The 14659-nt window shown below is 72.8% G+C and carries 11 protein-coding genes; 6 read left to right on the forward strand and 5 right to left on the reverse strand.

Going from position 1 to position 14659, the window contains the following annotated elements:
- Nucleotides 1–1008, reverse strand: coding sequence for a hypothetical protein (locus tag KIS93_RS10175; RefSeq protein ID WP_222107381.1), 1008 nt, complete (start codon nucleotides 1006–1008; stop codon nucleotides 1–3).
- Between the two features lie 159 nt (nucleotides 1009–1167).
- Between KIS93_RS10175 and KIS93_RS10180 the strand changes: the two genes are divergently transcribed.
- A complete protein-coding gene (locus KIS93_RS10180) occupies nucleotides 1168–2511 on the forward strand; it encodes a hypothetical protein (protein WP_080038223.1) in 1344 nt (447 codons plus the stop codon).
- Nucleotides 2512–2647: 136 nt separating this feature from the next.
- Here KIS93_RS10180 and KIS93_RS10185 read toward each other — a convergent pair whose 3' ends face one another.
- Nucleotides 2648–3601 (reverse strand): hypothetical protein, encoded by a 954-nt coding sequence (locus KIS93_RS10185; RefSeq protein ID WP_080038224.1) that lies wholly within the window; start codon nucleotides 3599–3601, stop codon nucleotides 2648–2650.
- A 47-nt stretch (nucleotides 3602–3648) separates the two neighbouring features.
- On the opposite strand from KIS93_RS10185, the gene KIS93_RS10190 reads away from it, so the two are divergent.
- From KIS93_RS10190 to KIS93_RS10200, 3 genes are all read left to right on the forward strand, one after another.
- The gene (locus KIS93_RS10190; protein WP_230466115.1) at nucleotides 3649–4260 is read left to right on the forward strand and encodes a TetR/AcrR family transcriptional regulator; all 612 of its coding nucleotides are present in this window, start codon (nucleotides 3649–3651) and stop codon (nucleotides 4258–4260) included.
- A gap of 42 nt (nucleotides 4261–4302) precedes the next feature.
- Complete coding sequence (locus KIS93_RS10195; RefSeq protein WP_080038226.1) at nucleotides 4303–6075, forward strand: aminotransferase class V-fold PLP-dependent enzyme; 1773 nt, start codon at nucleotides 4303–4305, stop codon at nucleotides 6073–6075.
- Nucleotides 6076–6897: 822 nt separating this feature from the next.
- Nucleotides 6898–7641 carry a hypothetical protein gene (locus tag KIS93_RS10200; protein ID WP_155126927.1) on the forward strand — a complete coding sequence of 248 codons (744 nt, stop codon included), beginning with the start codon at nucleotides 6898–6900 and terminating at the stop codon, nucleotides 7639–7641.
- A 36-nt stretch (nucleotides 7642–7677) separates the two neighbouring features.
- Here KIS93_RS10200 and KIS93_RS10205 read toward each other — a convergent pair whose 3' ends face one another.
- From KIS93_RS10205 to KIS93_RS10215, 3 genes are all read right to left on the reverse strand, one after another.
- Nucleotides 7678–8709, reverse strand: coding sequence for a methyltransferase (locus tag KIS93_RS10205; protein ID WP_080038228.1), 1032 nt, complete (start codon nucleotides 8707–8709; stop codon nucleotides 7678–7680).
- A gap of 128 nt (nucleotides 8710–8837) precedes the next feature.
- Nucleotides 8838–9656, reverse strand: a complete 819-nt coding sequence (locus KIS93_RS10210) for an SAM-dependent methyltransferase (RefSeq protein WP_080038229.1) — start codon at nucleotides 9654–9656, stop codon at nucleotides 8838–8840.
- Nucleotides 9657–9724: 68 nt separating this feature from the next.
- Complete coding sequence (locus KIS93_RS10215) at nucleotides 9725–10666, reverse strand: LysR family transcriptional regulator (protein ID WP_080038230.1); 942 nt, start codon at nucleotides 10664–10666, stop codon at nucleotides 9725–9727.
- Between the two features lie 63 nt (nucleotides 10667–10729).
- On the opposite strand from KIS93_RS10215, the gene dnaE reads away from it, so the two are divergent.
- A complete protein-coding gene (gene dnaE, locus KIS93_RS10220; protein WP_080038231.1) occupies nucleotides 10730–14320 on the forward strand; it encodes a DNA polymerase III subunit alpha in 3591 nt (1196 codons plus the stop codon).
- Complete coding sequence (locus tag KIS93_RS10225) at nucleotides 14317–14637, forward strand: DUF6300 family protein (protein ID WP_080038232.1); 321 nt, start codon at nucleotides 14317–14319, stop codon at nucleotides 14635–14637. The genes dnaE and KIS93_RS10225 overlap by 4 nt, the downstream gene beginning before the upstream one ends.
- The last annotated feature ends 22 nt before the right edge of the window (nucleotides 14638–14659 follow it).

Genomic DNA, 14659 nt, shown 5'->3' on the forward strand with positions numbered 1-14659 from the left:
TCAGGCGGTCCCGGTCAGGCGCTCCCGGCCTTCGTCCCACCTCCAGCGGACGTCCCGGCCGGTCAGATGGACGCCGCCGATCCACCGGTCGACGCCGTTGAGCGTCACGTGGTCGGCCTCACCCTCCAGCACGCGGGCACCCGCCCGGGTGAGGCGGACCTCGGTGGCGAAACCGACCGGGCGGCCGGCGGGCTCGACGCTCAGCAGCGGGTGCGGGCCGCCGGCGAGGCGGTCGATCGTCGCGAAGTACCAGGTGTCGCCGATGTAGGGGCGGGCCTCCCTGGCGGAGGCGCGGGCGAAGACGTCTCCCGCCGTGGAGCCGCCGTCCGGCTCGGCGGCGGCCAGGACGCGGCGTTCGGTGAGGGAGAGGCCGTCGCGGGTCGAGGGGTACTCGCGGCTCAGCCGTTCGAACGCCTCCCCGAGGAAGCGCAGCTCGGGGGAGCGGTCGGCGGCGATCGCGGGCAGGCCCTCGGGGGTGGGGGCGCGGAAGGCGTCCCACGCGCGAGTGGCCAGGTCGAAGGCGGCCGGGGTGAGGGCGGCGCACGCCCCGGTCGCGGGCAGCGCGGCGAGCTGGTCGGGCCGCAGCTGGCCGAGGCCGCCGAAGCGGGCGATGCCGGGATGCTCGCCGACGCAGACCAGCGTGACGCGCTCCGCCGGCACCTTCAGCTCGGCCAGGCGGGACAGGATCTCCACGATCTGGAGCTGGTCGTACAGGTCGGCCTCGAACCACAGCACGTACTCGCCGTCGCGGTGCGCCTCCAGGGCGGCGTCCCGCTGCTCGAACATGCGCAGCCCCTCGGCGCGGTCGTCGGCGCCGGCCCCCATCAGGAACGCGGCCCTGACCCGGCGCAGCTCCTCGGGCGGCAGCGCGGGGACCGGCCCCTCGTGCAGGGTGTCCCGCCAGTAGATGATGTGCCGCGCGAGCCCGGTGCCCGCCAGGTCGGTGGCGTCGCCGTTGCTGACGTGCAGCGCCGCCGCCATCCGCGTGAGGTCCACGTGCTCGGTCATGAACGTCTCCCGTGCGGCAGGCGCGGACGGCCGCCTCCCCCATGCTAGCCCCGGCCCTGCTCGATCACCGTGGACAACGCTGGTCAACGTGCCGATCTGGCTGGTCAACACGCGGCGCCGTACAACCGAACCCTCGGACGCCTGACGGAGGAGGCCATCATGATCGGTTCGACGGGGCGCGCCACGGCCCGCGGGTTACGCCCGCGCCGGCTGCCGGCCATGGCCCGCGGGTTAGGCCCGCGACGGCTGCCGGCCGTGGCCGTGGCGGTGCTCGCCGCGGGCCTGCTCCAGGCGGGTGGCGGGCCCGCGTGGGCGGCCGGCCCGCCGTCGCCGGACCCCGGCGTCGGCCTGGAGGAGGACGGCGCGGAGCCGTCCGGCGCGGACTGCGACGCCGGGACGGACGCGGCCGGCGACTCGGCGCTCGCCGTCACGGCGATCACCGCCGACCGGGTCCCGCGCCACCCGGCGCGGAAGTACGCGAGGTTCGCCAGGGACGACCGGGTCAGCATCCCGCGCCAGGACGAGGCCAACACCCGGCAGCGGTACCTGGACGTCGAGTACGCGCTGCCCGCCGGCGTCGAGCTGACCTGCGTCCGCGTGGACCTCCTCGACACCACCCCGCGCTCCGGCGGGACGGTGCTGCAGACGGTCACCGAGGCGGCGCCGACCGCCGACGGCGGCGAAGGCGTCAGGAGCGTCGGCCGCGACCGGCTCAAGGTGCGGGTGACCTTCGACGAGCAGCACCCCTCCAAGATCCGCGTCAAGCCCGCGCAGGTGACCAGGATCGGCTACCGCGTCAGCCTGATCGGCGAGGACCAGGACGGCACGGTGGTGGCCGCGCGCAAGGACTCCGCCGACTTCTTCCCGCTGTGGCGGATGCCCGCCGGCCTCGACCGGTACGGTCTGCGCGACGACCAGACCGGCGGGGACGACTGGTGCTCGTCCTTCACCCACGGCTGGCTGTCTTCGGCGACCGGCCGGGCGCTGCTGCCCCGCGTCAACGACATCTCCGGCGAGCACGCCCGCAACCTCGGCCACCAGACCCACCTGACCGGCGACGACATCGACGCCTTCCACCCCTACCGGTTCTCCGGCGTGGACGCGGGCGCCGCCGGCTCCGGCGGCCGCGACTACGCCAGGCTGGTGGCCGCCACGCAGGCCGCCATGGACGGCGACGCGGACGGGCTCGGACAGGTCAAGGAGTGGGCGGAGGCGACCAGGACCCGGCTCGGCAGGCTGATCGACGACCGGAACGTGGTGCGGATGTACTACGCGTCCGGCAGCGCCGTGAAGGGGGACCCGCGGTTCACCGCGGGCTGGGCGAGCGCGCTGCTCAGGACCGGCGTGTACGCCTACACGGACGCGAAGAAGGAGACCCGGGAGCTCGATCTCGGGATCGGGGAGTGGAGCAGGATCGGCAACAGGGTCATCACGGCCAAGGACTTCCGCCCCGACCACAACGACCACCTCCACGTGACGCTGAGCGAGACCCGCCGGAAGTAGCCGCCGATCCGGGCGGAGAGCGCGCTTGAGGGCGTGCGGCCGGGAGCGTGCGGCTGGGCAGGCGTGCGGCTGGGCAGGCGTGCGGCTGGGCGGGCGTGCGGCTGGGCGGGGTGTGCGGGCCTGGCCGGGTGCCGGCTCAGCGGTAGCGTTCGGCGAGCAGGCGGAAGGCCTGCTTCGGCTCCCACGACCCCTCGCCGGTCACCCGCACGATGCCGTAGCTGGCCGCGTCGAGCTCCCCGGGCATGTCGTGCTGCGCGAACGTGTTCACGAACACGCTGTCCACCCCCTCCTGCTCGCACACGTCCAGCACCTCGCCCAGGTAGGCGGCCTGCTCGCCCTCGTCGCGCGCCAGCGGCCGGCTGAGCCCGGCGGGCCGGTGCCCGTCGTACCGGACGACCTCCGTGCCGCGCGCCCCGAGGTCGCCGGCGTTCCGGAACGTCATGCAGCCGACCTCGGTGATCGCCACCGGCTTGCCGCTGCGCGCCACCAGCTCGCGCACGCCGTCGCGGTACCGGTCGGCGATCTCCGCCGACCGGTACAGGTCCACCCCGACGATGTCGAACGGCGACCAGTCCACGGACTCGAACGGGATCGCCGCGTACGTGATCCGGCCCGCGAACCGCTCCCGCACCACCGTCACCGCGTCCTCCAGGAAGGCATTGACCAGCGCGGGCACCCGCCCCAGGTGCCGGCGCAGCGTCTCGGGCGAGGAGAGCAGGCCGACCCGGTCGCCGATCGTGTCGCCGGGCAGGAAGCCCCGGCTGAGCAGGCTGTGCTCGGCGCCCGCCACGAACACCATGTCGCTGCCCTTGATCCTCCCCGCGCAGTCGGCGTACAGGTCGAGCAGCTCGGCCGGCGACAGGTCGGCGGTGAACGGCGAGAACCACACCTCCAGCCCGGCCGCGACCGCTTCGCGGGCGGCGGCCTCCAGCCGGTCGGGGTTCGAGCCGATGATCCTGACGGCCGTGCAGTGCAGGTCGCGCCCGATCGCCTGGAGGTCGCGCCGCACGTCCTCGATGTCGAACGTCTCCCTGGTGTCGTGGTCGCCGATCACGATGCCGGTGTCGTACACGATGCCCTTGCCCCGCATGTCCTCATCCTTCCCTTAGGTACGGTACGTACCGTACCCTGATGGGCATGAGGCGTCGAGGTCAAGAGCTGGAGCAGGCCATCCTGAAGGCGGCGCAGGACGAACTGCTCGAATCCGGATATGCCGGGCTCACCATGGAGCGGGTGGCCAAGCGGGCGGGCACCAACAAGAACGCCCTCTACCGCCGCTGGCCCCACCGCGCCGCGCTCGGCGTCGCCGCCTACGCCGAGCTGGCCGCCACCCGCACCGTGATCCCCGACACCGGCAGCCTGCGCGGCGACGTCCTGGCCCTGCTGCGGGCCGCCAACGACCACTGGTCGTCGCCGCTCGGCGAGATCCTGCGCGGCCTGCTGTCCGCCGCCGGCGACGACCCCGAGCTGCTGTCCGTCCTGCACGCACGCGTCAGCGGTGGCGACAGCGGGGCGGGCATGTGGCAGGCGGTGCTGCGGCGGGCCGGCATCGAGGTCACGCCCAGGGTCGCGACGGTCGCGATGGGGCTGCTGCGCAACGAGTTCGTGACCCGGGGCACGCCTCACGTTCCCGACGACGTGCTCGTCGAGATCGTCGACGAGGTCTACCTCCCCCTCGTCACCGGCCACCTCTCCTCAGGAGCGGGGAGAGGCCGCTCGGCACCGGCCGCCTCCGCGCAGGAGCGGTGAGAGGCCGCTTGCCAGAGTGACGACGCCGTGGATGCTGGTGGAGTGGTGACACCGCAGGCTCCACCGACCTCGCCCCTGCTCGAGCGCATCCGCCGCAGCATCATCGGCGACGACGAGGTGCTGCACGGCCCGTACGGGCCGTGCAGCATCATCTACGCCGACTACACCGCCTCCGGCCGATCGCTGACCTTCATCGAGGACTTCATCCGCGACCACGTCCTGCCCCGCTACGCCAACACCCACACCGAGAGCTCCGGCACCGGCCTGCAGACCAGCCGATTACGGGAAGAGGCCCGCCGCGCCGTGCACGAAGGCGTCGGAGCCGGCCCCGGCGACGTCGTCATCTTCTGCGGCTCCGGCACCACCGCCGCGATCAACAAGCTCGTCGGCATCCTCGGCCTGCGCACACCCGGCCGGTACGAGGGGCGACCGGTCGTGTTCGTCGGCCCGTACGAGCACCACTCCAACGAGCTGCCCTGGCGCGAGTCCATCGCCGACACCGTCGCCGTCGGCGAGGACGCGAGCGGCCACATCGACCTCGACGACCTGCGCGCCCAGCTCCGCCGGCACGCCGACCGGCCGCTGCTCATCGGCAGCTTCTCGGCCGCCTCCAACGTCACCGGCATCCTCACCGACACCGACCGCGTGGCCCGGCTGCTGCACGAGCACGGCGCGCTGTCGTTCTGGGACTACGCCGCCGCCGCGCCGTACGTGCCGATCCGGATGGCGGCCGGCGCGGGCGGCCACAAGGACGCGATCTTCCTGTCGCCGCACAAGTTCATCGGCGGCCCGCAGACGCCCGGCGTGCTCGTGGTGCGCCGCGAGCTGGTACGCAACCGGGTCCCCACCGCGCCCGGCGGCGGCACCGTCCTGTTCGTCGACCCGACCGGGCACCGCTACCTCGACGACCCCGTCGCCAGGGAGGAGGGCGGCACCCCCGCCATCGTGGAGTCGATCCGCGCCGGCCTGGTGTTCCGCCTCAAGCAGGCCATCGGCACCGACCTCATCCAGGCCCGCGAGGAACGCTTCTGGCAGCGGGCCCTGCGCCGCTGGGAGCACAACCCCCGCATCGACATCCTCGGCGACCGCCACGCCCGCCGCCTGTCCATCGTCTCCATCAGGATCCGCGCGGGCGACGGCCTGTTCCTGCACCACAACTACGTGGTCGCGGTGCTGAACGACCTGTTCGGCATCCAGGCGCGCGGCGGCTGCTCCTGCGCCGGCCCCTACGGCCACCGCCTGCTGTCCATCGACGCCGCCCGCTCCCGGGCGTTCGAGGAGGAGATCGGCAACGGCTGCGAGGGCATCAAACCCGGCTGGGTGCGGGTCAACTTCAACTACTTCATCTCGGACGCCGTCTGCGACTACCTGATCGACGCCGTCGACCTCATCGCCCGGTACGGCACCCGGCTGCTGCCCGACTACCGCTTCGACCCCGCCACCGGCCTCTGGCGCCACCGCGCCGCCCCCACCGACCCCCCACTCCACCTCTCCGACCTGCACTTCGACGAGCCACCGCCGGGCGACCGTGGCTTGGACGGTCGTGGCTTGGACGGCCGTGGTTCGGGCGGCCGTGGCTTGGACGGCCGTGGTTCGGGCGGCCCGCTTTCGGCGGACCCAGGTGCGTGGCTTTCCTCGCGCGCCCGAGCCGGCGACGACGCCCTTCCCGGCCACCTGGACGAGGCCCGCACCCTCCTGGAATCCCGCCCCGCCGAGATCGACCCGCACCCACCCGGCCTCCCGCAGGAGTTCGAACGCCTGCGCTGGTTCCCCCTCCCCAAGATCTGCCTGGACCACCCCGACCCCACCCCTTGACCGGAACGCGACCACCCGGCCGCGACGTGCCCCACGATTTGTCCAGTGCGGGCTGGACAACGCCGGTCATCGTGCCGAGCAGCCCGATCACCGCGCCCCGTCGTATCCAGGAGCGGAGAGCCGCCCGGAGGGAGGGCGGCGACCGGCATCCAGGGGGCCATGATGACGAGCAGGAGATCGGCGGGCGGACGCCACCGCCAGGGCCAGCCCACACCCACCCCACCACCCGACCCGGCGGCCCGCCCCGCCCGGAACGCCCGGAACTCCCGGGACGATCGCGACGAACGGGGCCTTGACCACGCCCCCCACCCGGCACAGGCAAGCACAACGCCACCCGACAGCACCTGCGACGCCACCCGAGCCATCACCGGCCGCAACGCGCGCAGTGCGGTCACCGGACCTGCCGCCCCCGATCCGGGCCGCGCCGCTGCCCGGCATGCCGCCTCTGAGGCGGGTCGCGCGACTGTCGGGCCTGCGGCCTCCGAGTCGGGGCGTGCGGCTGCTGAGCCTGGAGCTCACGACGCCGATCGGGCGGGTGGCGTCTCGGCCGTTGCGGCGGGGAGCGACGAGGCGGCGGCCACGGTCCAGTTCCGGCACGTCCGTCCGGCCGCGCTTCCGATCCGCCCGGCACAGGCACCCTCGCTTTCGGCTCGCCAGGCACAGGCCGCCCCTGCACCGGCAGCCAGTGAGGCGCGAGTCGCTGCACCACCAGCTCGCCAGGCGCACACCCCTGCGCCGGCGGTTCACGCGGCCGAGCCTCCCGTCCCGCCGGAAGTGGCGGCTCGCAAGGGGCGGCGGTCGCGTGGCTCACTCAAGCTGTGGGTGATCGCCGGAGTGCTCGCCCAGGTCGGGCTGTTCGCGGTGACGCTGCTCAACCAGGACCGCGACCCGGGCACGGCGCTCGCCGCACCGGCCGGGGCGACCGTACCAGCACGGGCAACGGAAGCCACCCCGGATGCCCGGCCCACGACGGCCGCGACGAGCAGGCAGGGCCGGGCGGGCGCGACGGGCCGGTCCGCCGAGGGGGAGCGGGGCGGGCAGGCACGTAAGGGCGGGGTGGGCCTCGCCTTCTCGGCGGTCGCCGGCCCGAGCTGCCCGCGCGACTCCGGCCGCAGCGTGAACATCATCGGCGCCCCCGGCAGGGACGGCTGGAAGGACGCGAAGGCGGGCGGCTGGACGGGCGCGGGCTGCGGCGAGGGTTTCCTGTTCTCGGACCTGAAGGACGACCCGGCCGCCACCGTCCGGCCGAGCAACACGTTCCAGTGGCGCTTCACGACGGGCCTGCGCGGCCGGCACCAGTGCGTGGTGGGCGTGTACGTGCCCAGCTCCGGCCTGGCGGGCCAGCGCGTCTGGTACACGGTCACCGACGGCTTCGACAAGGGCGCCCGCACGGTCACCGAGTTCACCCTCGACCAGCGCATGCGGCAGGGCACGTGGGTGGCGGCGCCCTCGCCGGTGACGGTCGAGGGCGGCCTGGTGATGGTGGAGATCAAGGACACCGGCACGGGGAACGCGACGGGCGACCAGTCGATGGCGGCGGGCCCGATCCGGCTCTCCTGCGCCTGACCGCCTGACCGTCTGACCGCCTGACGCGATGCCAGGTTACGGCTCGACCACCTCGACGATGGAGACCATCGTCCCCGTGGGCACGATCCGGGCGATCCGCAGCCCGGCCGCCGCGAACAACGCGGCGAACTCCGCCTCCGTCCGCTCCCGCCCCGTGAACGCCGTCATCAGCATCATGTCCACGGCCTTGGCCTGGTGGGGCTCGTTGCCGGGCGGGATGACGGCGTCGATGACGAGGATCCGCCCGCCGGGCACCATGGCCCGGCGGCAGTGGCGCAGGATGGTGACGCAGCTGTCGTCGTCCCAGTCGTGCAGGATGCGCTTGAGGACGTAGACGTCCCCGCCGACGGGCACGTCGGTGAAGAAGTCGCCGGGCGCGAGCCGCCAGCGGCCCTTGACGTCCTCGGTGTCGAGGCGGTGCCCGGTCACGACGTGCGGCTCGTCCATCAGCACGCCGTCGAGCCCGGGATGACGGCGCAGCACCTCCAGCAGGAACCCGCCGTGCCCGCCGCCGACGTCGATCACGACTCCGGAGCGGGGGAAGTCGTAGGAGGCGGCGATGGGTTCGTTCTCCTGGTCGGAGAAGGCGGCCATGCCGGTGTGGAAGGCGGTGGCGGTCTGCGGGTTGCGGGCGATGTAGTCGAAGAACGACATGCCGAACAGGTCCTCGAACACGGGGCCGCCCTGCCGCAGCGACAGCTCCACCTCGCCGGCGGGCCGCCACAGCGTGGTGTCGGTGAGCATGAGGACGGCCGGCCGCGCCGACAGAGGCACGTCGGAGCGCAGCGCCTGCCCGGCGGGGGTGAGGGCGAAACGGCCGTCGGCGAGCTCTTCGAAGACGCGGCGCGTGGCCAGCACCCGCAGGACCCGGCGCAGGCCGCCCGCGTCCACGCCGGCCCGGGCGGCGAGCTCCGTCACGGTGAGCGGCCCGCCGGCGAGCAGGTCGGCCACGCCGAGCGAGGCGGCGGCGCGCAACGCTCCCGAGTAGACGTAGCCCAGGGCCTCGTCGATGAGGTACCGCGTCGCTTCCCTGCCCGTGGGCGGGTCATCGCTGATCTCGGTCGGCATGGCGCGGCCTCCGTCGCGTCAGGGATCCCGCTGTCAGGGTAGACGCGGCTCCCGCCCCGTTCCAGAGCGAACACCCCGGCGCCCACGCGCACGACCGTGCGGCGCCCAGCGCCGCACGGTGTCAGGGGTCAGAGGCGGCGGCCGACCGCGCCCAGCACGCCGCCCTTGTCCAGCCCGGGCGGCAGGTACGGGTCGTCGTTGCGCCAGTCCTGGGCCGGCACCACCCCGGGCTCCAGCAGCTCCAGCCCCTCGAAGTAGCCGCGCACGGTCTCCCGGTCGCGCCAGGCGATGGACCCCGAGGCGGAGCGCCGGTAGACGCCGCGCGCCTCGTCGATCTTGTCCGTGTCGTTCTCGTCCGGCTCGATGTAGCCGTGGGACAGGATCAGGTAGCCGCCGGGCACGAGCGCGTCCCGGAGGGTGGTGACGATCTTGGTGACTTCGTCGTCGTCGTTGAAGAAGTGCAGGACGGCGGCCAGGACGATCGCGACGGGCCGCGAGAAGTCGAGGTGGGCGGCGGCGGCCTGGAGGATGTCCGCGGGCCGCTGCAGGTCCCCGTGCACGGCGAACGTGTCGGGGTTGTCGGCGAGCAGGGCCTGGGCGTGGGTGAGCACGATCGGATCGTTGTCGACGTAGACGACCCGAGATCCGGGCGCGGTGCGCTGCACGACCTGGTGCACGTTGTCCTGCGTGGGCAGCCCGGCGCCGATGTCGAGGAACTGCCGCACCCCGGCCTCGGCGACGTGCCGTACGGCGCGGACGAGGAACCCGCGGTTGGCCAGGGCGACCTCGCGGACGTTCGAGCCGGCGTCGCGGGCGAGCCGGATGATCTGCTCGGCCGCTTCCCTGTCGGCGGCGAAGTTGTCCTTGCCGCCCAGGTAGTAGTCGTACATCCGCGCGACGCTGGGGATCGTCGGGTCGATCCCGTGGGGCACGTTCTCGTCCACCATCGCCTGCCTTCCTCGCCTTGACCCGGATCATACGGGTAAATCCGGCTCTGCGTGATCTTCTTCGCGAATCAGCAGAACGCGGCTCGGTCGGGTTCGGGCAGCCAGTGGCGCTCCGGGTCGAACACCGGGCGGTCGTCCCGGACGAATCGGATCAGCGCCTCCAGCGCCGGATGGCGGTGGCGCCGGTGGTACAGCAGCGACGACGGGTAGACGGGCACCGGGTCGACGAGCGGGATCCGTACGGTGCCGGGGTGCCACGGCAGCCGCATCGTCTCGCCGACCAGGCTCATCCCGCGTCCCGCGCCGACGTCGGCGACGAAGTGGTCCCAGCCGAAGTCCGGCCCCGAGGTGTCGATCCGGATGCCGAACGCGGCGCCGAGCAGGTCGTAGAACTCGGCCCACTCGCTGCCGGGCACGTTGCCCGGCATCCACACCACCGACCCGGACAGCTCCGCCGTGCGCACCGACGTCCGGCCGGCCAGCGGGTGGCCGCGGCTGACGAGCAGGTGCGCCGGCTCCAGGAACGCCGGCACGCTGCCCAGCTCCTCCAGGGGGCCGCTGACCCGGCAGAAGGCGGCGTCGACGGAGCCGCGTTCGATGGCGTCGCGGGCGCTCCTGAGCCCGTTGGAGGTGACGATCTCGACGTCCACGTCCTGGTGCCGCCGGTGGAAGGACCTGAGCAGGTCCACCGGCGCCAGCCGGGTGTCCAGGACGTCCACCCGCAGCGCCCGCCGCCGCCCCCGCAGCGCCTCCCGCGCCTGGTCGGCCAGCCCGACCAGGGCGCGGGCGTGCGGCAGGAACGCCCGCCCGTCGTCGGTCAGGTCGGCCCCGGAGCGCGTCCGGGAGAACAGCCTCAGCCCCAGGTCGGACTCCAGCTTCGCGATCCGCTTCGAGACGGCCTGCTGGCTGATGCCGAGCCGGGCCGCGGCCTCGCTGAAGTAGCGCTCCTCGGTGACGGCGACGAAGGCGCGGACCGTGCCCAGATCCAGGTCCGCCTCACCTTCCCGCACAACCGATGGTTGTGCCGGATCGGCGTGTCGATTGTTGGACAACCCCACCTGCTCTCGGGTCGAATGACGGGCGCCGTTCCCGAGACTACAACCACGAGGGGTGATCGACCGGTGGAATCCTTCGTCCACCTGCACGTCCACACCGAGTACAGCATGCTCGACGGCGCCGCCAAGGTGGGGCTGCTGATGGACGAGGTGGCCCGGCAGGGCATGCCCGCGGTGGCGATGAGCGACCACGGCAACGTGCACGGGGCGTACGAGTTCCACCAGTCCGCGCGCAAGGCCGGCGTCAAGCCGATCATCGGCATCGAGGCGTACGTGGCCCCCGTCTCCCGGCACCACCGCAAGCCGGTCTTCTTCAGCGACGACCTGGCCCTGCGCCGCTCCGACGACGACACCGGCGCGGGCGGCGACGTCTCCGGGCGCGGCCTCTACACGCACCTGACGATGTGGGCGGCCGACGCCCGGGGGCTGCGGAACCTGTTCCGCCTCCAGTCGCGCGCCTGGCTCGAAGGACACGTCCAGAAATATCCGCGCATGGACGACGAGCTGCTCGCCGAGCACGGCGCCGGCCTCATCGCCACCACCGGCTGCCCCTCCGGCGAGGTGCAGACCCGGCTCCGCCTCGGCCAGTACGAGCAGGCCGTCGAGGCCGCCGCCCGCCACCGCGACCTGTTCGGCCCCGGCAACTACTACCTGGAGCTGATGGACCACGGCCTGCCCATCGAGCGCCGCGTCCGCGAGGACCTGCTCCGCCTGGGCAAGCGCCTCGCCCTGCCGCCCCTGGCCACCAACGACTCCCACTACGTCACCGAGGACCAGGCCAAGGCGCACGACGCGCTCCTGTGCGTCGGCACCGGCAAGCGCCTGGCCGACAGCGACCGTTTCCGCTTCGGCGGCACCGGCTACTTCATCAAGTCTCCGGCGCGGATGCGCGAGCTGTGGGACGCCGAGGTGCCCGGCGCCTGCGACAACACCCTGCTCATCGCCGAGCGTGTCGGCGACTACGGCGAGGTGTTCGCCCACCGCGACCTCACGCCGCGCTTCCCCGTGCCCGAGGGCGAGACCGAGTCGAGCTGGCTGCGCCAGGAGGCCCTGGCCGGCGCCCGCCGCCGCTACGGCGGCGACCCGCCCCAGGACGTGCTCGACCGCATCGACCACGAGCTGTCGGTCATCGACGCCATGGGCTTTCCCGGCTACTTCCTCGTGGTGGCCGACATCTGCCGCTACGCCCGCGAGCACGGCATCGGCCTCGGCCCCGGGCGCGGCTCGGCCACCGGGTCGATGGTCGCGTACTGCACCGGCATCACCCAGCTCGACCCGATCGAGCACAAGCTCATCTTCGAGCGCTTCCTCAACCCCGAGCGCATCACCATGCCGGACGTCGACCTCGACTTCGACGACCGCCGCCGCGACGAGATGATCGACTACGTCACCCGCAAGTACGGCGACGACCGCGTCTGCCAGATCGTCACGTTCAGCACCATCAAGGCCAAGGCCGCCGTCAAGGACTCCTGCCGGGTGCTCGGCCTGCCGTACGCCGTCGGCGACCGCATCACCAAGGCCTTCCCCGCCGCCGTCGGCGGCAAGGAGATCCCCCTGGCCGCCATCCACGACAAGAGCCACCCCCGGCACGGCGAGGCGGCCGAGCTGCGCGCCATGTACGAGCAGGACCCCGACGTGCGGCGGGTCATCGACACCGCGACCGGCATCGAAGGGCTCACCCGCGGCACCGGCGTGCACGCCGCCGGCGTCATCCTGTCCAGCGAGCCGCTGATCGACGTGATCCCGCTGGTCAAGCCCAAGGCCGGCGGGCCCGTCATCACCGGCTTCCCGTTCACGCAGGCCGAGGACATGGGCCTGCTCAAGATGGACTTCCTCGGCCTGCGCAACCTGACCGTGATCGGCGACGCGATCGCGAACGTGCGCGCCAACAAGGGCATCGACATCGACATCTTCGAGGTGCCGCTCGACGACGCCATCACGTACGAGCTGCTGGCCCGCGGCGACACGCTCGGCGTCTTCCAGCTCGACAGCGGCGGCATGCGCGTCCTGCTCAGACTCATGCAGCCCACCACGTTCACCGACATCGCGGCCGTGAACGCCCTCTACCGGCCCGGCCCGATGGAGATGAACGCCCACACCAACTACGCGCTGCGCAAGACCGGCAAGCAGAAGGTGGAGCCGATCCACCCCGAGCTGGAGCAGGCCCTGGAGCCCATCCTGGGCGACACCTACCACCTGGTCGTCTTCCAGGAGCAGGTCATGGCCATCGCCCAGCAGCTCGCCGGCTACTCCCTCGGCGCCGCCGACCTGCTGCGCCGCGCCATGGGCAAGAAGAAGAAGGATGTCCTGGACGCCGAATGGGACCGCTTCTCGGCCGGCATGCGCGGCCGTGGCTACTCCGACGAGGCGATCAAGGCGGTCTGGGACGTGCTCGTGCCCTTCAGCGGGTACGGCTTCAACAAGTCGCACACCGCCGGCTACGGCCTGGTCTCCTACTGGACGGCCTACCTCAAGGCCAACCATCCTTGCGAGTACCTGGCCGCGCTGCTCACCTCCGTCGGCGACGACAAGGACAAGATGGCCGTCTACCTGTCCGACTGCCGCCGCCTCGGCATCAAGGTGCTGCCGCCCGACGTCAACGCCAGCAGGCTCGACTTCACCGCCGTCGGCGCCGACATCCGCTTCGGCCTCGGCGCCGTGCGCAACGTCGGCGCCAACGTCGTGGCCGCCATCGTCGCCACCCGCGAGGCCAAGGGCCCCTACACCGGCTTCGACGACTTCCTCGCCAAGGTGCCGCCCGTAGTCTGCAACAAGCGCGTCATCGAGTCGCTGGCCAAGGCCGGGGCGTTCGACGGGCTCGGCCACCACCGCAAGGCGCTGGTGGCGGTGCACGAGCAGGCCGTGGACACCGTCATCGACGTCAAACGCCACCAGGCCCACGGGCAGGACACGCTGTTCGGCGAGGCGGGCCAGAGCGGCGCCTTCTCGATCGCGATCCCCGACGGCGAGTGGGACAAGGCGACCCTGCTCGCCCACGAGCGGGAGATGCTCGGCCTGTACGTCTCCAGCCACCCGCTCGACGGCGCCGAACGCGTCCTGGACGCCGGCCGCGACACCACGATCGCCGACCTGCTCGCCTCCGGCCGCCAGGACGGCACCGTCAGGATCAGCGGCATCGTCTCCGGCCTGCACCGCAAGGTCACCAAGCAGGGCAGCCCGTGGGCGATCGTCACCCTGGAGGACCACGACGCCTCCGTGGAGTGCCTGATCTTCCCCAAGACCTACACCTTGTACGGCGAGGCGCTGGCCGAGGACCGCGTGATCTCGGTGCGCGGCCGGATCAACGTGCGCGACGAGACGGTCAGCGTGTACGGCGAGGAGATCGCCGTCCTCGACCTCGCCACGGCGGGCACCGAGCAGCCCGTGGTGATATCGCTCCAGGAGAGCCTGCTGAACGCCCGGATCGTCCGGGAGTTCAAGCACATCCTCGCCGCCCATCCCGGGCGTGCGCCCGTCCATGTGCACCTGCACCGCCGGCACGCCGGGAGCCTGCTGCTGGACCTGGTGCCGTTCCAGGTCGCGCCCGGCCCGTCCTTCTACGGCGACATCAAGGCGCTCCTGGGCGCCACGGCGATCGGCGGCGCGTGAACGGCTCACCCGCCTGCCCGCCCGCCTGTCCACGCTGCCGGTTCGGCGAGATCCTCGCCGTCCTGCGCCTGCCGCGCACCTGGACGAACGCGTCCGGCCGCCCGGTGCGCGGGCTCGGCGAGGTGCTGTTGTGCGCGCGCTGCGACGCGGGCGACCCGCTCGTCACCTACTTCGCCGTGCACGCCACGGCCCGCCCCGAGCACGCGGCGCTTCTGGCCCGGCTGCTGCGGCAGTGGGCCGCCCGCGCCCGTCCGGAGGGGCCGGACGAGGACGCGTTGCGGGCCGAAGCCGAAGCCTGGCGCAGGGGGGAGTTGTGAGAACCCCGTCTGTACCTACTAG

It is taken from the genome of [Actinomadura] parvosata subsp. kistnae, assembly GCF_900323885.1.
Lineage (GTDB): Bacteria > Actinomycetota > Actinomycetes > Streptosporangiales > Streptosporangiaceae > Nonomuraea > Nonomuraea composti.